Below are 18635 nucleotides of genomic sequence, written 5' to 3'. Positions count from 1 at the left end.
TGATTGAAATGAATGAAAAAATGAAAATGGCAGCCTGGATAAGGGGTCTATCCCATAATAATGGAAAATGTGCCATCGTCGCTTTTACCCCGGAAGGGAAAGGGAATGATCAGACTCTGAAAGTCAAAGCAGGTCAGAACTCCGATGACGGCCTGGCGGTTGCCTTCAGAAAATACAGGAAGGAGAGAGGAATCAGTCCTGCTTCCATAGAAGTCGCCGGTATGGGGTTATTCTCCCTTGACTATCCCGGAAATCACTCTCCCTCGGTTCTCAATGGAAAAGTATCTGTTGTGACCGGAGGGGCTCAGGGATTCGGAGAAGGATTGGTTCGGGATCTGGTTGATCAGGGCAGTATTGTCTTTATCGCCGATATGAATATGAAGGGAGCTGAAGCGCTGGCCGAAGAGCTCAACATCAAAAGCGGAAGAAAGACTGCTTACGCCGTGGAAGTCAACGTTACCGAGGAAGAATCGGTGGAGAGGATGATGGAAGCAATAGCTTTAAAAACGGGCGGAGTCGATGTTTTTATCAGTAACGCCGGTGTTCTCAAAGCAGGAAGCGTCAAAGAGATGACGCTCAAAGATTTCAACTTTGTCACTTCCGTCGATTATACGGGATATTTTATCTGCACAAAATTCGCAGCCCGGTTAATGGCGGAGCAGAATAAAATGGCATCCGGTTATTTAACCGATATCATTCAGATCAATTCCAAGTCGGGGCTTGAAGGCTCCAATAAAAACGGAGCCTACGCGGGAGCCAAGTTCGGCGGAATCGGCCTGACTCAGAGTTTCGCTCTTGAGCTCATTACAGACAACATAAAAGTGAACTCTATCTGTCCCGGTAACTTCCTCGACGGGCCGCTCTGGTCCGATCCCGATAGAGGATTGTTTGTTCAGTATCTGAATACAGGAAAAGTTCCCGGGGCGAAGACCATCGCCGATGTGCGGGCCTTTTACGAGGCGAAAGTGCCGATGAAGAGGGGTTGTACGACCGAAGATGTTATGAAGGCCGTGAGGTATATCGTCGATCAGAAGTATGAGACGGGACAGGCGGTGCCGGTCACCGGCGGCCAGCTCATGCTTAACTAGCATCAGGCGAATCTCGGGACATCTTCTACGTCGCCGGAAAACTTGAGTATTGAAATACGCTCAGCTTTCCGGCGCCTTTTTGGGGGTCAGGCGCCGTATTTGGACAGAATCTTTTGGATTGTGCCATCCTCCCACATATCATTGAGAACACTATTCAGTTCGGATATTATATTTCTGAAGGATGATTGTTTGCTGATCAGAAGGTGGAAATGGCTTTCATTCGCAACTCCTTCTGTTTCTACAATCAGCTCGGTTAGACCAAGATTTTTTATATTTGAATGGGCAATGCTCTTTTCTTCTATGACCAGATCACCTCTTTTGGCAGAAAGCATTCTGTACATTCCTTCGACAGTTTTAGCATATTCAACAGGTATATGGAAATCATCGACTACGTATTCTTTTATCCAGTCATTCCCTATATAGGATATGACGGAATATCCTGCCATTTTTATATCTGAAAAACCGTCCAATCGGTTTATGGTTTCCAGTTCCTCATGATTTATATATGTATAAATGAGCCTTCTTTTTATCCATACAGGAAGTTCTGTGGGAATTGTGTATTCCAATCTTTCCCTGGTAGGTATTGTGATCATTATGTCGCAGTCACCTTCTTTGACCAGGTGCTGGCATCGGGGCCATGGGTAAATGGATATTTTTACAGGAATACCCATTCTGTTTTCCAGAGCTTCTATAGTTATTTCATAAAGAAAGCCTGCATAGTTTCCCTTTTCGTCTACAAAATTGGCCGGCTCGTAATCAGTAAAGACCCATTGGATAGTTTCTTCTCCGGATAGATTCAGAATGAAAATAAAAAATAAAATAAATGATAGAACCCTCATATCATTACCTCTATTTGAAATTGTAATTCATATGTTCTTCAATTCAATGTTCCATAATTGGTTTTGATGAATCCGTAAAGAAAGTCAGAAAAGAAAGAATAATTGACCATAAATAACATTGACAGAAAAGCTATACGAAAGATAAAATTAAGTATAACGAAAGTTTGATTGAAAGTGATAGAATCAGGAGTAGAAATATGAAAACAAAAGCAGTACGTCTTTACGGTAAAGGCGATTTAAGATTGGAAGAGTTTGAATTGCCGGCATTGAAAGAGGGCGAGATCCTGGCCAGGATTGTTTCCGACAGTATCTGCATGTCTTCCTACAAGGCTCAGAGTCAGGGAGCCGATCACAAGCGCGTTCCCGATAATGTGGCGGATAATCCTGTCATGATCGGACATGAGTTCTGCGGAGAGATTGTGGAAGTCGGTTCCAGATGGTCCTCGAAATTCAAGAGCGGCGACAGATTTTCGATTCAGCCCGCTCTCAATTACAAGGGAAGCCTCGACGCGCCGGGTTATTCCTATCAGTATATCGGCGGTGACGCTACATATATCATTATTCCCGAAGAGGTTATGGAAATGGATTGCCTTCTTCCCTACAAAGGAGATGCCTTTTTTATGGGATCTCTGGCTGAACCCATGTCCTGTCTCGTCGGGGCCATGCATGCGAACTACCACATTAAGCAGGGCACCTATATCCACAATATGGGAATCGTCGAAGGCGGTTCCATGGCGGTTCTGGCCGGTGTCGGACCAATGGGGCTGGGACTGATCGATTATACGATTCACTGCGACAAAAGACCGGCAAGGCTTGTTGTTACAGATATTGACAAAGCCCGGCTTGAAAGAGCTGCTTCCATTTATACCGTAGAAGAAGCCGCTGCCAATGGTGTAGAGCTCACTTATGTGAACACTTCTGAATCTGATGATCCTGTCAAAACTCTTATGGATCTCAATAAGGGAGCCGGCTTTGATGATGTTTTTGTCATGGCTCCCGTCAAGCCTGTGGTTGAACAGGGGGATGCTCTGCTCGGTAAAGACGGATGTCTCAACTTTTTCGCCGGTCCTTCCAATACGGACTTTTCGGCGTCCATGAATTTCTATGACGTCCATTATGCGGCACATCATATTGTCGGAACAAGCGGCGGCAATACGGATGATATGCGGGAATCTCTCGAGATGATGTCCCGGGGGGAAATAAACCCCGCTGCCATGATTACACATATCGGCGGCCTTGATGCAGTTGTGGAAACGACGATCAATCTTCCCAAAATTCCCGGTGGAAAAAAACTCATATACACAGGTATTTCCATGGATCTGACGGCCATTGCCGATTTTGAGGAAAAAGGAAAAGCCGATCCTTTTTTCAAGGAACTGGCAGTCATTTGTGACCGGAACAACGGGTTGTGGTCAACTGAAGCCGAACAGTATTTATTAAAAAACGCTAAAAATATCTGATCAGGGTTTATTGAGGAGCTCATTCTCTATTTGAAGGATCTGCTCCTCCAACTCACCGCTCTCCTTAAATTCTCTCAGCTTTTTATCGATCAGCGAAACGATATGGCTGTTTCTCCTGTGCAGATAATGGAAGAGATCCTGTGAGATAACGGGATCCGGTAATCCGGTAAGTTCATCGTTGCCTGTAGCCGCAAGGGTACAGAGTCCTCCTATGCGGCTGGTCAGAGCTATATCAGCACGGCCCATTGTGACAAATTCCATCATGGCTTCCATATTGTCGAAATCGTAAACTTGTTCGACCTTTTCTGTCAGTCTGTCCGTATTCACAACGCCTTTTATCCTGGCGACTCTGTAGTTTTTCAGTTCCTCTTTTGTTACATGGTCTATTCCGCTGTCTTTCCGCACGAAAGCGAGAGTGGTATTGCTGTAAAGGATTGTCGGAACTTTTATCATCTGGGGAAAAATCTGTCCATATGAGGCTATTCTGCCCACTTCACCGTCAACCTTTCCGCTCGTAGCTTCCTGCTGGGCCCGTAAGGCTGTCATCGGTACTATTTCCACATCAAGACCAACTTCTTTGTATAAATCCACCAGTATTGTGGAGCAGATGCTCTGTATGGCCTGATCTTCGATCTCTGCCAGCCTCAGATCCTGTCCCGTCAGAAGAAAAAGAACAGAAATCAGTTGGGCTGTAATGAGAATCTTTTTCACGTTTACCTCTATTATTTATTTTAATTCAATTCATAGCTTTTTTCATAATATTATTTGTTATAACTAATTCAAGGCGATCTCAGGGCTTTGCTTGTTCGCCGCTCAAATGAGGACGAGCATATGCCGACAGCTCAATGTTTCGCAGTCTTTGTTCGGACCGGGTAAATTATTGCCTGCGCTCCACTTGTTCGCCGCTCAAATGAGGACGCGCAAATGCCGACAGCTCAATGTTTCGCAGTCTTTGTTCGGACCGGGCATCCGGTCCTCATGTTTGATTTACACACAAAATGGAATGATTTGTAAATCGACATCAGCGCAATGGGATCTTACTATGAAATTATGATTCATCAAGGTAATTACATGGCTCTGGATTTCGGAGCCGAAAGCGGAAGAGCCATCATCGTCAGCTTGAAAGATGGAAAAGCGGAATTGGAGGAAATACACCGTTTCCCCAACCGTCCGGTTTTGCTCGGGGGAACCCTCCATTGGGATCTTCCCTATCTCTTCAATGAAATTCTGACGTCCCTGAAAATCGCCCGGATACGGGAGATCCCCCTGGACAGTATTGCGGTCGATACCTGGGGTGTCGATTTCGGTTTACTCGACTGTTACGGCGATCTGATCGGTAATCCTGTTCATTACCGGGACAGCAGAACCGATGATGCAAAAGCAGACAGCCCTATGGATGATGAGGAGATTTTTTCCGAAACAGGGGCTCTCCCGTGGAACATCGGTTCATTGTTCCAGCTGAAATCCCTAAAGGATAATAAACCGGAACAGTTATTGCGGACTGATGCTTTTCTCAATACGCCGGATCTGTTCAACTATCTTCTCTGCGGAGAAAAGAAATCGGAGCTGACTATTGCCAGTACGTCCCTTATGGCCGATTGCGAAGGCCGCTGGTCCGGGAAGATTCTCGATTCCTTTGAAATCCCTTTTATATTCAGTGAAATTATCAAGCCCGGGGTTGTTCTCTCCACATTGAGAAGCGAACTGGAGGATCTAACAGGATATAAAGGTTTGAAAGTTCTTACCACCTGTTCTCATGATACGGCTTCTGTTGCGGCGATTGTTCCCGAAAGAACCGGTGATACCGCTTTTCTAAGCAGCGGCACATGGAGCATTCTCGGAAAAATCAATGATAATGCCCTTACAGGTCTCCAGTATCTGCAGAATGGTTTTACAAATGAAGCGTCGCTTGATTCCTGGTATCTCTGCCGGAATATAACCGGTCTCTACCCCTTTCAGGAGTTGAAGAGAGAGTGGGAACATTCTTCAGATCCCTGGGATTACGGGAAAATGTGCCGTGAGGCCGCATCGGCCGTCTCGAAAGGTTTTGTCGACCTGGAACAGAGCGATTTTCAGTCTCCCGGTCATATGACGGAAAAAATTAACCGGTACCTCGCGGGACTGAACGGAAAGAGAGAAGAGCTGACAAGAGGGGAGGCGGCCAAAGTTCTCCTCGACAGCCTGGCTCTGGAATACGCCGTCAATCTGGAGAATCTGGAAATGCTCTCAGGAGAGACAATCCGGACACTTTTTATTCTCGGGGGCGGCATAAAGAATACCTATCTCTGCCAGCGCACGGCTGACCTCTGCGGGAAAAGAGTCATTGCGGGAATTGATCAGGGGACGGCTCTGGGTAACGGGCTTGTTCAGGCTTACGGATTAGGCCACATCGGCTCTGCCGGAGAAATCAGAAAAATCGCTGCGGACAGTTTTCCCATGAGGGAATACAGCCCCGCCTTTCAGGAAGAGCGAAAAGAACTCATCAATATATATCGGGAAATGAAGGAGATAAAAAATGAAAATGAATAAAGCTGTAAACCGCCTACGCGGCTCCATGCCGAAAGTGGGAATCCGACCGACAATCGACGGACGTCGCAACGGGGTCCGCGAATCGCTGGAAGAACAGACAATGAATATGGCGAAAAGCGCCGCTAAACTGATTTCAGAGAATCTGAAACATCCCAACGGGCTGCCTGTGGAATGTGTCATCGCCGACACAACCATCGGCGGCTTTGCCGAAGCGGCGGACTGCGCCGATAAGTTCAAGCGGGAAAATGTGGGTGTGTCTCTGACTGTAACACCATGCTGGTGTTATGGATCGGAAACAATGGATACGGATCCTCATATGCCGAAGGCTGTCTGGGGGTTCAACGGCACGGAAAGACCGGGGGCCGTCTATCTCGCAGCGGTTCTGGCGGGATACACTCAAAAAGGACTACCTGCTTTCGGAATTTACGGACGGGATGTACAGGATTCCGATGATACGTCGGTCCCCAACGATGTAAAAGGCAAAATACTCGATTTTGCCAAAGCGGGCCTGGCCGTGGCATATATGAAAGACAAATCCTACCTGTCTCTCGGGAATGTTTCCATGGGCATAGCCGGTTCCATCGTGGATCAGGATTTCTTCCTCAAATACCTCGGTGTCCGCACGGAAACGGTCGATATGGTTGAGTTTATGCGCCGCATCGATGAGGAGATATATGACAAAGAGGAATATGAAAAAGCCATGAAATGGGTTGCCGAGTTCTGCAAGGTCGGGAAAGATGACAATCCGGCGGATAAACAGAGAACGGCGGAACAGAAGCAGGAAGACTGGGAAACCTCGGTTAAAATGACTTTGATCGCCAGGGACCTCATGGTGGGGAATCCGAAACTGGCTGAAATAGGATATGGAGAAGAGGCCATGGGGCGCAACGCCATCGCGGGCGGTTTCCAGGGGCAGCGCCAGTGGACAGATTACAAAGCCAACGGCGATTTTATGGAAACCATGCTCAATACCTCCTTCGACTGGAACGGAATCAGGGAACCCTATGTCATGGCAACGGAAAACGATTCGCTCAATGCCGTGCCCATGCTCTTCGGCCATCTGCTCTCCGACCGCGCCCAGATTTTCAGTGATGTCAGAACCTACTGGAGCCCCGAAGCGATCGAGCGGGTTACAGGTTGGAAACCTGAGGGATTGGCGGAAGGCGGACTCATCCACCTTATCAACTCGGGATCGACGACACTCGACGGTTCGGGTGCCATGAGCGAAAATGGTGAACCGGTTATGAAACCCTGGTGGGATGTGACGGAGGAGGACGCGAAAAACTGTCTCGACGCCACGCTTTTCCGGCCTGCCGATACAGGCTATTTCAGAGGCGGCGGTTATTCCACGGACTTTCTGACTAAAGGCGGTATGCCCGTAACCATGAGCCGCGTTAATCTGGTCAACGGACTGGGACCTGTCCTGCAGATTGCTGAAGGTTTCACCGCGGAGATTCCCGCAAATGTACACGACACCCTTGATGACCGGACCAATCCGACATGGCCTACAACCTGGTTTGCTCCGCGGCTGACCGGAGAGGGGAACTTCCGCGATGTCTACGCGGTAATGGCCAACTGGGGCGCCAACCACGGTGCCATCAGCTACGGTCATATCGGAGCGCAGCTGATAACACTGGCTTCCATGCTCAGAATCCCTGTTTCCATGCACAATGTTCCGGAAGAGAAGATCTTCCGGCCTTCCGCCTGGGCATCTTTCGGTATGGACAGGGAAGGTGCCGACTACAGGGCATGCGCCAACTTCGGGCCGTTGTATAAATAATTGCCAGATAGAAAAGATAAACCTATACTGGGTTTAATGAACGAAATCGGTATCTATAGAGAGGGGGGGCTTCCCCCCTTTTCCATGGGTTTTCTCAAATACGATATCAAGGTTCTCCGCTGCAGTTACTGGGATGTTTATTACTGGCAGCACGATTCTCTTCTGGCCCCCTACTGGAGAATCTACTGGAATGACCGGGACGGGGCATCCATATTTCTCAAAGGGAAAGAATGGGAAATGAAACCCTCCCGTCTTTATCTTATCCCTCCCAACACAGCTTTCGGGTCGCGTTTTGAACTGAATGCTCCCAGGAAAGAGAGGAATTTCCTTATGGGATGTCCTGTCAGCGATGATGATAATGAACGGCCTCTGAAGTCCATGAAGCATTTTTTTATTCATTTTACTGCCGGGCTGCCCTGGGACCACATCGGCCCGGCGGTCTATGAATACGAAGCGAAGGGAGAAAAAATCCGGCTTGTTGATGAGTTGAGAGAAAAGTTGAGCCATCCTGCGAATGTTATGGACCGGCAATCCATTTTTTCCGTGAGAGCCCTTATCAACCTTCTCTTTCTGGAGATTCCCGATCTGGACTGGCCCGATGGAATAGTCGATGACAGAATTGAGCGGATTCTCGGTTATATGGAATCCCATTATCTCGAACCGTTACAGGTAAAAGATCTTGCGGAGCTGATTAATATATCGGAGAACGGTTTCAGCAGGCTCTTCAGAAAGAACACCGGTAAAAGCCCCAGGGAATTTCTTATAGGCAGAAGGCTGGAGCACGCCTGCACTTTGCTTCATCACAGCAATTACTCTATTGATGAGATAGCTGTTATGAGCGGATTCTGCGACCGTTCCTATTTCAGCCGCATGTTTATCCGAAAATACGGTACCGGTCCGGCCCGGTTCAGAAAGACTTCCTTTAACCGCTGAAAATAAACTGTACAAAATTTCGTATCTCTGCTTAAAATAGGCTGATGGACACAATACTGGTAGTGGATGAATCCTCTCTATTCAGGAAATTTGCAAAATATATGTTTGAGACTCAGGGATTTGTCGTACACACGGCTCGCAGCGGGTTTGACGGGCTCAATCAGCTCCGGAAACACCGTCCCGATCTGGTGATAATTGATGACGGATTAAACCGCCAGAGCGTAAACAATCTACTCAAAAAAAAAGGTGAGGATATCAATATCAGCGAAACTCCTGTCATTTTTACAGCGCGGGAGTTTACCCAGGAACGGATCGTCGAGTTATGCCGGGTCAAGGTCAGGCGTTTTCTTGTCAAGCCTCTGAAGATAGATCAGTTCTTCGAAACTGTCGATTCTTTCCTTTCCCATAGCATCAATGTTGATTCAACTTCCTGTCAGCTCAATCTCCATGTCAATCAGAATATCATTCTCGTAGAAGTCGCCATGGGACTGAACAGTACGAAACTGGACCTGGTTTACTGGAAAATACGGGAAATCATCGAGTCCAATGATATTTCCGATCCCCGCATAATGATTCTGATGAGCGATGTTCATATGGAAAAGCAATCGGAGTTCGTTCTGGAAAGATTCATTAAGTCTCTGGTCTCCATAAGTGAAAACAGCGACAACGTAAAGGTTCTGACCAGCGAGAAAGCTGTCAGGCAGGCAATAGAATCGAATCTTTCCCTGAACGGCGTCGATATCTGCAACAGCCTGATTGAAGCCATTGATGCCTTTTTCGGTAAGAGGGGGCTGGAAAAACTGACTTCCAATCAGGACATAGTCCATCAGATATATCTGTCGACAAATGAAGATTTCGATACGAAAGGCCAGATCGATCTGAATTATAAAACAGATAAGTGAAATGATCAGTCGGAAAAGCAGCGGTGTACAGCATCAATAAGCGTATTTCGCAGTATCGGTTTATGAATCACTTCTTTAATATTCAGGTCTCTTTTTTCCCGTTCCGTCAGGTTTTCCTCATGGCCGGTTATGAGGATGGCCGGCAGATCCTTCCGTTTTCTCCTTATCTCTTTCAAAAGATCCAGCCCGCTTATATCAGGCATGTTCAGATCGGTAATAAGCAGTGTGAAAAGATCGGGGCTTTTGGAAAAAAGGCTCAGAGCGTCCAGTGAGTCATTGGAGCTCTTTACTGCGAAACCGCTGTTGATCAACATGATTTTCAGGAGCTCAGTAATGTCTTTATGATCATCGATCAGCAGAATCATGTTTTCCTGTCCCTCAGGTTTATCTTCGGAAGATATCTCTTCCTCATTTTCCGGTATAAGGGGGAGGAGAATCCGGAATAGCGTCCCCATTCCTTCGCGGCTTTCGACATGAATCGAGCCGTCATGACTGCTTATAATCCCATGGACGACCGACAGGCCGAGGCCGGTACCTTTTCCGACGGGTTTGGTCGTGAAGAAGGGTTCGAAAATGCGGTTCCTTATTTCCGGACTCATGCCCTGGCCTGTATCGGCAACAATCAGCTGGGCGTACTGTCCGGTTTTAAGTTCGGGATATTGCTTTTTCATCTTCTGATCAACTGTCACCTTTTTCAGTTCCACAGTCAGATTTCCACCTTTTTCTTCCATGGATTGAAAGGCATTTGTACAGAGATTGGTAACTACCTGATGCATTTGGGCGGGATCACCCATGACTTTTCCGCAATGATTGCAAATGTGCTTGTAGATATTAATGGTTCTGGGAATGATGGCACCCATAAGCTGCAGGGATTCTTTAACGATCCTGTCAATAAAAACCGGTTCTTTTTTCCGGCTTTCCATATGACTGAAGGCCAGAATCTGTTTCACCAGTTCTTTGGCCCGGACCGCTCCGTTGAAGATTTGCTGATTATATCTGTACAGCGGATCATCGGAGCGGAGTTTGTTCAGAATTATCTCCGAATAACCGAGGATCGGCGTCATGATATTATTGAAGTCGTGAGCGATTCCTCCGGCCAGAGTCCCTATGGTTTCCATTTTCTGAGCTTGAAGGAGCTGCATTTCCAGTTCATTCTGTTTGTTCTTGAGCCGGATTGACTGTATTCCGTGACTGATATCCTCCAGGAGATTTTCCAGATTCTCCCTGTCGTCTGAAAAAACATAGGCTTTTTTTGAATAGATGCTGAGGGTTCCCAGCGCTTTTTTATCAACGATGATCGGCAGGCAGATCAGTGAGTTGTATCCTCCTGCCGAAATGTTTTCCTTTTCATCCGCATCATCAAAAAAGCCGTCCAGATTATCGTATATGATGGTTTTCTTTTCTTTCATTGCTTTTGATGACAGGAACAGGGAGCGGATGGAGCCGATCAGTTTGTTTCCCCCGGAGAAACTTCCAGTGCATAAGTTGCCGTCATCTTTCTGAAGGGAATACCATGTCAGGTCATAATCATCCGTTTTGCTTATGACGGCCGAAATCTTATCGAGAAAAAACTGCTCCTGTTCTTCTTTGAGGAGTATCTGATGGCACTGCTTTATGAGAGACAGGGAACGTCGGCTTTTTTCCAGCTCGATCTCCATTTTTATAAGCTCTCTGTTATCTCTGGCAGCTATGAGAAAGACGGGCGGGCTTCCGTTATCGGAAGGGGAGCAGGATACGGATAATTCAAGAGGGAACAATGTTCCGTCCTGTCTCACGCCTCTGGTTTTAATAAAGCGGTTTTCGCTCTTACCGGTCTGTAGCTCCCTGATAAGTTTCCTGACATTCTCCTGCTCCTCTTCAGGAAAACAGTCCGTGAATAGCAGATCTTCGCCGTCGTTGAAGCTTTTCAGACCGAAGAGGCTCATATAGGATTTATTGCAGATAAGATGGCGGTTTTCTGATACAATTGCCACTGAATCGGAGTTGTTCATAAAAACCTGCTGCATTATTTCCGGGTTCAAGTTCATCTTCAACAATAAAGTATATTTAATTATAGAATAATTTCAACAATCTTTCTCAGGAGGATTCTGTTGTTATAAAAGACTTGAGTTCAACGTATTTTCTGTTATTATATATATAAATAATTACATCCGGCTGATTAAAAAACAATTTAATACATAAATAGGATCATTTTCATGCACTGCATTGTATGCGATAAAGAAATTTACGGTGTCCTCATCCATGGACACTGCCGCGAATGCGCGGCCAGAAAGATTGAGGAATTCGATTTACTCTCTCAGGATCTCAAAGACGCTCAGGAGCATGTCGATGAGCTTCTGACCGAATTGAGGCGGCTCTCAATAAAAAACCAGTCTCTCAAGAACCGCAGGAGATTACAGAAATCCGATCCGGATAAAGAAAAACGCTCTCTCATGTCTGAAGAGGAATACCGGGAGTTTCTTGAAAAACTCGGAAAATACCGCGACTCCGATCTGGCCAGGGAATACGGCGTTTCCGATTCCTATGTCTGCAGAACGAGACAGAAACTCGGGATACCCACATATGCCAACAACGAAGAACTCTGGAGTAAAATCGATCCTGTCATCTTTGACAAATCCATTCGCGCCATAGCCGCGGAGTTCGGTATCGACCGGGGCCGTGTCGAACGGAGAAGAAAAAAGCTTCTCCAGAATACAGAGAAGCTTGTAAATATCAATTAAGGGGATGGGCAGCTTGTTTTTTAATGTGCTGCTTCATTCTGATCTCTGACAACGCCGCCGGTGTCATTATGCTCTTCATTGATTCTCTCCCCTTAAGGCTTTTATGGACGTCTCAATTCCAGCAGTTTGTTGTCTACAAAGGAATTAATCATTTTCAGAAGTTCTGTCGCCTTTATTTCCAGTTCGGCGCATTTCTTCTCCATCTCCTCCACAAAGTATTTGTCTCTTATGTCCTTGAGGTTTATCAGTACATTAAGTAATCCGCCTCTGACACCTGCATAGGCAATCTGCGCGCCTACTGCCGCATCGGTAATGGAATTGACGTTACCCAGTTCCGCCGCTACTTTCGCCGTTTCGATCGCTTCGAAACTTCTGACTGCAGTCTGCCAGGGGACATTTACGGCTTCCTTCAGGCCCGCATCCATTTGCTCAAGGCGGTATTCTTTTTCCTCAGCAGTCTTTTTAGGGAGTCTGAGCGCGTTCATATAAGCGTTGAACGCATTTGTGTCTTCATCTACCGCCAGGAGAAGAGCGTCCTTCAGAACCTGGGCTTTTTCGGCATTTTCAGTCATGACCGCGTCAATGTCTTCCGATCCCGCCTTTCCCTGTGTCAGATTGGACACCATTGAGGAAAGCGCCGCTCCCATAGCACCCGCTGCCGCGGCTATGGAACCGCCTCCCGGTGCCGGAGTCTCTCGGGAGACTTCATCGGTCAGATCTCTCAACGTCATATCGACGAGTGCGTTGTCATATTCCTTCGGGAGTCCGATAACCTTTTTTTCGATATCAAAGGGCGCCAGATCATCAAGCCCCATGGATTGGATGGCGGCTTTTATAATGTCCCTGACAGGAATTCCTGTGGATTGGCCCTGTTTCTCAAGGTAGTATTTTCCCGATTCCAGAATGGCCTGGAAAGGAACAAGCCCGACAATTTCGCTGCCCGTTACGACTAGTCCCCGCTCGGATGCCAGTCTTCTGGCTTCTTCCAGAACGAGGTGGGCCGGTGTTTCCCTGTAGTTGGTCAGGTTTATGGAGAGCTGGGCCCTCTCGTATTCATCGACATACCATCCGATTGATTTGCAGTAATCGAATTTGCCGGCCCGGAGAACGCCGCGCCCCGGCATTTTGTCCATATCCACATCGTGCAGAGAACAGAGTTCGGCAAAATCTATATCATGGTCCGCTTTGTAATGTTCGGTCAGGCCTTCCGGTTTCTTTGCAATGAAATCACAATTGCCGCAGGGATAATTATTTTCGCTGTAATAGGCCAGTTTCCCCTTAAAATAAAAAGGTAATGTGTTGCCGGTCCGGGCGACTCTCCCTTTTTTTCTCAGTTCAAAAGCTATGTCCGTAGCGTATTTGCTCTCTCTCGTATTGAGAGATATGTTATAGGCAATGAGGAATTCTCTGGCGCTTATGGCTGTGGCGCCTGCTCCGGCATTAAAATCAGCCGGTCCGAAATCCGGTTTCCAGTAGGGATCTTTCAGTCTTTCCTCAAGTCCTTCATATTCCCCTTTCCGCACATGGGCGAGGTTCCGCCTCTCTTCGGAGGTCGCGGCGTTTTCATAGAGATAAACAGGGATTCTCAATTCGTCTCCGACCCGTTTTCCCACTCTTCGGGCCATTTCGGCACAATCGTCCATGGTAACGCCTTCAACGGGGATAAAGGGACAGACATCGGTGGCGCCCATTCTGGGATGGGCTCCCTTGTGAGCTCTCATATCAATAATCTCGGAGGCTCTTTTTATAGCCAGAAAGGCCGCTTCTTCCACATCATCGGGAGAACCGACGAAAGTGACGACTGTGCGGTTTGTATCGGCGCCGGGATCCACATCGAGAAGCCTGATTCCTTTGACCGATTCAATTGTTCTGGTTATTTCACCTATTTTCGCCATATCGGCGCCTTCAGAGAAGTTGGGAACACATTCCACCAGTTTTTGACTCATCTATTATTACCTCTTGTTTTACATGGGCAGGACCCTGTTTTCCTGTTATTTATAGTACACCTGAACAGCCATGCGGGCAATGAAAAAGCATAAGCTCTTATGTAATTGTTGATGTTTTATACATTTTCCATTTTCTAATGCTATAATGTTTATAATACAAGTGAGGATGGAAGTTGTCAGAGAGTTCGATCAGCCGGGAAGTAACCACTTATCTCGCGCGTCACAGTCAATTGACCGTGTCCCCGGTAGACTATGAAATCCTGGAAAAAACCGCGCGCTTAGTCGATCTGGACGAGAGAGATGTCCTGCTGAGCCATGGCGAACCCTGCCTGTATCTGCCATTCGTTCTGCAAGGCAGTATTAAAGTAACCAAATCTTCAGAAAACGCCAGAGAAATCGTTCTTTACTACATCCGGGAGGAGGGAAGCTGTATTCTATCGGCATTGGGGATTCTCAATGGAACAGCCTATCCGGCCAATGCGCTTTGCGAGAATAAGGCTCGGATTCTTCTTGTTCCTTCAGCAGTCGTAAAGGATTTTGTCAATCGTTATGAAGGATGGCGGAATTTCATTTTCCAGCTCTATAACAGCCGTTTCCATCAGCTTCTGGAGTTCATAGATGAAATTCTGTTCACCAATCTCGATACGAGGCTGGTCAGATTTCTACTGTCGGCAACCGGAGGAGATTCCTCAGTCAGAAAAACGCACCAGCAGATCGCCGAAGAGCTCGGTTCCTCAAGAGAAGTTATCAGCCGCCTTCTTAAGGACATGGAAAAAGCCGATCTGTTAAAACTCGGCCGCGGCAATATTCTTGTTACCAATGAACAAAAATTAAAAAAAAGATACTTAATGTAACCTAAGTCACTGAAAGTCTGTCCATTGCTATGTAAGTTCTATTTATTTTGATTCACTAGGAGAAATTTATGAAAAATATGGGAAAAACCGACAGGCTCATTCGTTTTGTCGCAGGGATAATATTAATCGCGGCAGCTGTATATCTGCAGATAAGTTCAGGTCGTCTCTGGTGGCTGGGCATTCCGGGAGGAATTTTCCTGGGAACTTCTCTCCTGTCATTCTGTCCTCTTTATCTGCCATTTAAAATCAATACAGGCAAAAAAGATTAAAAGGCAGCGGTAAAAACAAATTGAAAAAAACATCATTATATATATTTCTTCTCATTCTTCTTGTATCCTGCGGCGGACAGAGGGCTTCGGGGCAGCAATCTGTATCGGGTACGCTGGAGCGGGGGCTTAGAGTTCTCCCTGTCGGGGGGGGATTCCAATCCTTACAATATACAGTCTACAGGGGAGATTATATCGTATTCGATCTCCCCGATACTGTATCTATTCCTTTTACTGTTCCGGATTTGGATATAGATATGGTTCTTACCAGAAAAGGAAATGACATTCCATATGTAAAAATGACAAAAAGCGGCACTTATTCTTTCTCGCTGGGAGAAAGTGAAGGAACACTCAATGTCATCGATCTGAAGGCAGCTTCCCTTACTGATTTAAGCGCCGCTGAAGCCCGGGATCTTCTCGAAAGCAGAGATATGACCATCATCGATGTCAGAACCGCAGCTGAGTTCAATTCGGTGCGCATTGAAGGGGCGATTCTCCTTCCCATTCAGGAACTGGAAGAGCGCCTGCCGGATCTGATGCTTGATAAGGAAGACGCCGTTCTCCTCTATTGTCAGTCCGGCAACAGAAGTACGGCGGCATCTTCAATTCTTCTCAGAGAGGGATACAAGAGAGTCTATAATCTTCGCTATGGCATCGGAGACTGGCTCTCGAGAGGTTATCCGACAAAGTAAGGTTTACTTTTAATCTAAGTTTATCTAAAATTACATCATGATACGACTCGACAATGTCTACAAATCCTTCCCCCAGAGGAAGAACAGCAAAAAAGTACTCAAAGGTTTGAGTTTTCAGGCCGATCCCGGAGAAGTCTTCTGTCTTCTCGGGGCGAACGGAAGCGGTAAAACCACGACGCTTCAGACGATAGCCACTTTATTAAAACCGGACAGCGGTCAGGTTTATGTAAATGAAATGAATGTCGCTGAAAAAGGCCGCGAAGTGCGGTCCGTGCTCGGTTTTCTTACAGGGGAAATGCGGCTCGCCGGAAGTCTGACCGGCCGGGAATGGCTTAATTTCTTCGGAAAACTCAATAAAATGAAACCGGACAGTCTGAAAGCGAAAATCTCCCTTCTGGCCGATCATCTGGAAATGGAGGATTTTCTCGATAAACCGGTGGATAAACTCTCCACGGGTATGAAGCAGAAAATATCCATAGCCATCAGTCAGATTCACGACCCGCTGGTCATTCTATTCGATGAACCGACCAGCGGCCTCGACATCATGGCTTCCAGGATCGTTCTCGATTATATAAAGCAGTGCAGAAGCGAAGGCAAAACCATTATTCTGTGCACTCATATCATGAGCGAAGCGGAAAAACTGGGCGACAGAATCGGCATTCTTATCGATGGAAAGCTGGCGGCCCAGGGAACGCTTGATGAGCTGCTCGCTGAAAGCGGAGAATCCTCTCTGGAAGATCTGTTTTTCAAACTTTCGGGAAGGGAGGAACAGTAGTGTTTACAGATGCACTGATTATCATGCGCAAAGAGTTTCTCAATCTCTTTAAAAGCAAAAGAACAATGCTTATGACTTTCGGATTGCCGCTTATTCTTTTTCCCGTTCTCTTTTCCGGAATGGCTGCTGTTGAGAAAAAACAGAATGAAGAAAAAGCCGGGAGCATTTATTATGTGGAATTCCAGAGGTTCGGTGATGACCGTTTTTCCGATATTCTGGCGACAAAAATTTCTTATATCGAATCGGACCAGGGGGTGAGCGATCAATCCCTGGTCATAAGAAACCGGGGTGGGGAAGTGGAAATCCTATACGATTCCTCTTCGTCCCGGATGACCTATGCGGCGGATAAAGCGGAAGAGGCTCTGAGGGAATACAATGACCTTCTGGGCGACTCAATCCTGGAACAGGCGGGATTAAAGCGGGAAGACCTGCAGATCTTCCGGATCAGAAAAACCGATACGGCTCCGGAAGAAAAGAAAGGCGGAGCGCTTTTCGCCGTTTTCATACCCTATATTCTCATCCTGTTTCTGCTCATCGGGGCCATGTCTCTGGTTCTCGATGTCACGGCGGGAGAGAAAGAGAGAGGCACAATCGCCGTTCTTCTGGTCAATCAGATTTCCCGTACTTCCATTGCTTTGGGAAAAACATTTTATGTCATAATCTGTTCCATCCTGAACAGCTTCAGTTCAGTCATCGGCATGGGCCTGGGTATGATTATTCTCTTAAGAGGTTCCGGAGCTGTGGACAATTTCAGCCTGGCACTCTTTTCTCCCTTAAAAATCCTGCAGCTTCTTCTGGTTCTGGTTTCCGTAAGCTCCGTCGTATCATCTCTGATGGTATACCTGGGCAGCCTGGCGAGAAACCTGAAAGAGGGCGGAAGCTATGTGATGCCCGTTTACATGCTGGGGCTTTTCGCCGTTGTCATTACGATGAATATGGAAGCGGCCGCCGGGCCGGTATATTATATGATTCCCCTGGTCAATGGCGTTTTCGTCATGAAAAGCCTGCTGACTGAGGGATTTCCTCCACTGGAATTCCTGCTCTGTCTGGGGTCGAATCTGCTCATAACCGCTCTTTTCGTTTTCAGAACAAGCAGGCTTTACAATTCCGAGAGGGTGTTGAAAACCGTATAAAGATTCTCCTTTTCACAAAGAGGCAAAAAGACTAGACTTTTGATATGACCAGAAACGCCATTATCTTTGATCACGACGGAACGCTTGTCGATTCCATCGAAGCGGTCGTGATCTGTACCAATAACATCATCGAAAGAGCCGGTTTCCAGGCTGTCTCGCCAACTGAAATAAAGAAAGGGATGGCCTATCCCACAGCGGAGCGCTTCGGCTATCATACCGGGGTGACCGACCGGAGCCGGCTTGAGGATATGAGCCGGGATTTCTATCTGAATATGCATGAAGAGGGAATCGGCCATTTGAAGCTATATGATGGCGTCAGCGAAGCCCTTGATGCACTGGCTCAGAACGGCTTCGCTCTGGGTATGGTCACCAACAACCAGGGTCTCTTTGTCAGAAAAGCGGCGGCGCAGCTTTCCTATGCATTTGATTTCGAAGTGATTCTCGGTGAGGAAAATGTCTCGAGGCCGAAACCCGATCCTTCAGGTCTCCTTCAGGCCTGCGCGGGTATGGGTGCCATACCGGAAGAGTGCTGGTATATCGGAGACGGAAAACCCGATTTCGATGCGGCGAGAGCTGCCGGCATGAAGTGCGGACTTGTCAGCTGGGGGACTCATTCCCGGGAGGAACTGGCCGAATACGGCGCTGATAAACTTTTTGACAGAGCGGAAGAGATGAAAGATTTTTTTATGGATCTCAAATAAACAATTATTAGAGTCAG

17 protein-coding genes are annotated in these 18635 nt (G+C 47.0%); 13 read left to right on the top strand and 4 right to left on the bottom strand.

Annotation, left to right across the window (positions count from 1 at the left end):
* Positions 1–8: 8 nt before the first annotated feature.
* Entirely contained in the window at positions 9–1088 is a 1080-nt protein-coding gene (locus tag HNR50_RS11595; RefSeq protein ID WP_221439863.1) for an SDR family NAD(P)-dependent oxidoreductase, read from the top strand.
* Between the two features lie 86 nt (positions 1089–1174).
* Here the strand turns inward: HNR50_RS11595 and HNR50_RS11590 are convergent, their stop codons facing one another.
* Positions 1175–1927, bottom strand: a complete 753-nt coding sequence (locus HNR50_RS11590) for a substrate-binding periplasmic protein (RefSeq protein WP_184746939.1) — start codon at positions 1925–1927, stop codon at positions 1175–1177.
* A 197-nt stretch (positions 1928–2124) separates the two neighbouring features.
* Between HNR50_RS11590 and HNR50_RS11585 the strand changes: the two genes are divergently transcribed.
* The gene (locus HNR50_RS11585; RefSeq protein ID WP_184746938.1) at positions 2125–3387 is read left to right on the top strand and encodes a zinc-binding dehydrogenase; all 1263 of its coding nucleotides are present in this window, start codon (positions 2125–2127) and stop codon (positions 3385–3387) included.
* Here HNR50_RS11585 and HNR50_RS11580 read toward each other — a convergent pair whose 3' ends face one another.
* On the bottom strand, positions 3388–4098 hold the full coding sequence (locus HNR50_RS11580) for a transporter substrate-binding domain-containing protein (RefSeq protein ID WP_184746937.1): 711 nt from the start codon (positions 4096–4098) through the stop codon (positions 3388–3390). It abuts the gene before it with no gap.
* Positions 4099–4437: 339 nt separating this feature from the next.
* On the opposite strand from HNR50_RS11580, the gene HNR50_RS11575 reads away from it, so the two are divergent.
* From HNR50_RS11575 to HNR50_RS11560, 4 genes are read left to right on the top strand one after another with little or no spacing between them, the layout of a single operon-like run.
* Complete coding sequence (locus tag HNR50_RS11575) at positions 4438–5916, top strand: rhamnulokinase (RefSeq protein ID WP_184746936.1); 1479 nt, start codon at positions 4438–4440, stop codon at positions 5914–5916.
* The gene (locus HNR50_RS11570) at positions 5903–7696 is read left to right on the top strand and encodes an L-fucose isomerase (RefSeq protein WP_184746935.1); all 1794 of its coding nucleotides are present in this window, start codon (positions 5903–5905) and stop codon (positions 7694–7696) included. Before HNR50_RS11575 ends, HNR50_RS11570 begins: the two co-directional genes overlap by 14 nt.
* Before the next feature lie 36 nt (positions 7697–7732).
* Positions 7733–8629, top strand: coding sequence for a helix-turn-helix domain-containing protein (locus tag HNR50_RS11565; RefSeq protein WP_184746934.1), 897 nt, complete (start codon positions 7733–7735; stop codon positions 8627–8629).
* Between the two features lie 44 nt (positions 8630–8673).
* Complete coding sequence (locus HNR50_RS11560; protein WP_184746933.1) at positions 8674–9531, top strand: response regulator; 858 nt, start codon at positions 8674–8676, stop codon at positions 9529–9531.
* 5 nt (positions 9532–9536) lie between these two features.
* Here the strand turns inward: HNR50_RS11560 and HNR50_RS11555 are convergent, their stop codons facing one another.
* Positions 9537–11558 carry a hybrid sensor histidine kinase/response regulator gene (locus tag HNR50_RS11555; RefSeq protein WP_246434006.1) on the bottom strand — a complete coding sequence of 674 codons (2022 nt, stop codon included), beginning with the start codon at positions 11556–11558 and terminating at the stop codon, positions 9537–9539.
* Positions 11559–11726: 168 nt separating this feature from the next.
* Between HNR50_RS11555 and HNR50_RS11550 the strand changes: the two genes are divergently transcribed.
* Entirely contained in the window at positions 11727–12251 is a 525-nt protein-coding gene (locus HNR50_RS11550) for a hypothetical protein (RefSeq protein ID WP_184746931.1), read from the top strand.
* Positions 12252–12352: 101 nt separating this feature from the next.
* Here HNR50_RS11550 and ftcD read toward each other — a convergent pair whose 3' ends face one another.
* Complete coding sequence (gene ftcD, locus HNR50_RS11545) at positions 12353–14197, bottom strand: glutamate formimidoyltransferase (protein ID WP_184746930.1); 1845 nt, start codon at positions 14195–14197, stop codon at positions 12353–12355.
* A 173-nt stretch (positions 14198–14370) separates the two neighbouring features.
* On the opposite strand from ftcD, the gene HNR50_RS11540 reads away from it, so the two are divergent.
* From HNR50_RS11540 to HNR50_RS11515, 6 genes are all read left to right on the top strand, one after another.
* Entirely contained in the window at positions 14371–15051 is a 681-nt protein-coding gene (locus HNR50_RS11540) for a Crp/Fnr family transcriptional regulator (RefSeq protein WP_184746929.1), read from the top strand.
* Between the two features lie 68 nt (positions 15052–15119).
* Positions 15120–15320, top strand: a complete 201-nt coding sequence (locus tag HNR50_RS11535; RefSeq protein ID WP_184746928.1) for a YgaP family membrane protein — start codon at positions 15120–15122, stop codon at positions 15318–15320.
* 20 nt (positions 15321–15340) lie between these two features.
* Positions 15341–16009, top strand: a complete 669-nt coding sequence (locus HNR50_RS11530) for a rhodanese-like domain-containing protein (RefSeq protein ID WP_184746927.1) — start codon at positions 15341–15343, stop codon at positions 16007–16009.
* A 37-nt stretch (positions 16010–16046) separates the two neighbouring features.
* Positions 16047–16784: an ABC transporter ATP-binding protein gene (locus HNR50_RS11525; RefSeq protein ID WP_184746926.1), complete on the top strand. Its 738-nt coding sequence runs from the start codon at positions 16047–16049 to the stop codon at positions 16782–16784.
* Positions 16784–17917: an ABC transporter permease gene (locus tag HNR50_RS11520; protein ID WP_184746925.1), complete on the top strand. Its 1134-nt coding sequence runs from the start codon at positions 16784–16786 to the stop codon at positions 17915–17917. Before HNR50_RS11525 ends, HNR50_RS11520 begins: the two co-directional genes overlap by 1 nt.
* Positions 17918–17961: 44 nt before the next feature.
* The gene (locus HNR50_RS11515) at positions 17962–18618 is read left to right on the top strand and encodes an HAD family hydrolase (RefSeq protein WP_184746924.1); all 657 of its coding nucleotides are present in this window, start codon (positions 17962–17964) and stop codon (positions 18616–18618) included.
* Positions 18619–18635: the final 17 nt, after the last annotated feature.

The sequence above is a fragment of the Spirochaeta isovalerica genome (genome assembly GCF_014207565.1).
In the GTDB taxonomy this organism is placed as follows: Bacteria; Spirochaetota; Spirochaetia; order DSM-2461; family DSM-2461; genus Spirochaeta_F; species Spirochaeta_F isovalerica.
This window is presented reverse-complemented; position numbering and strand designations above follow the sequence as displayed.

Coding starts and splice junctions, on each gene's coding strand:
- HNR50_RS11595 (WP_221439863.1), top strand. CDS start 9: ATGAATGAAAAAATGAAAATGGCAGCCTGGATAAGGGGTCTATCCCAT.
- HNR50_RS11590 (WP_184746939.1), bottom strand. CDS start 1,927: ATGAGGGTTCTATCATTTATTTTATTTTTTATTTTCATTCTGAATCTA.
- HNR50_RS11585 (WP_184746938.1), top strand. CDS start 2,125: ATGAAAACAAAAGCAGTACGTCTTTACGGTAAAGGCGATTTAAGATTG.
- HNR50_RS11575 (WP_184746936.1), top strand. CDS start 4,438: ATGATTCATCAAGGTAATTACATGGCTCTGGATTTCGGAGCCGAAAGC.
- HNR50_RS11570 (WP_184746935.1), top strand. CDS start 5,903: ATGAAAATGAATAAAGCTGTAAACCGCCTACGCGGCTCCATGCCGAAA.
- HNR50_RS11565 (WP_184746934.1), top strand. CDS start 7,733: ATGAACGAAATCGGTATCTATAGAGAGGGGGGGCTTCCCCCCTTTTCC.
- HNR50_RS11560 (WP_184746933.1), top strand. CDS start 8,674: ATGGACACAATACTGGTAGTGGATGAATCCTCTCTATTCAGGAAATTT.
- HNR50_RS11555 (WP_246434006.1), bottom strand. CDS start 11,558: ATGAACTTGAACCCGGAAATAATGCAGCAGGTTTTTATGAACAACTCC.
- HNR50_RS11550 (WP_184746931.1), top strand. CDS start 11,727: ATGCACTGCATTGTATGCGATAAAGAAATTTACGGTGTCCTCATCCAT.
- ftcD (WP_184746930.1), bottom strand. CDS start 14,197: ATGAGTCAAAAACTGGTGGAATGTGTTCCCAACTTCTCTGAAGGCGCC.
- HNR50_RS11535 (WP_184746928.1), top strand. CDS start 15,120: ATGAAAAATATGGGAAAAACCGACAGGCTCATTCGTTTTGTCGCAGGG.
- HNR50_RS11525 (WP_184746926.1), top strand. CDS start 16,047: ATGATACGACTCGACAATGTCTACAAATCCTTCCCCCAGAGGAAGAAC.
- HNR50_RS11515 (WP_184746924.1), top strand. CDS start 17,962: ATGACCAGAAACGCCATTATCTTTGATCACGACGGAACGCTTGTCGAT.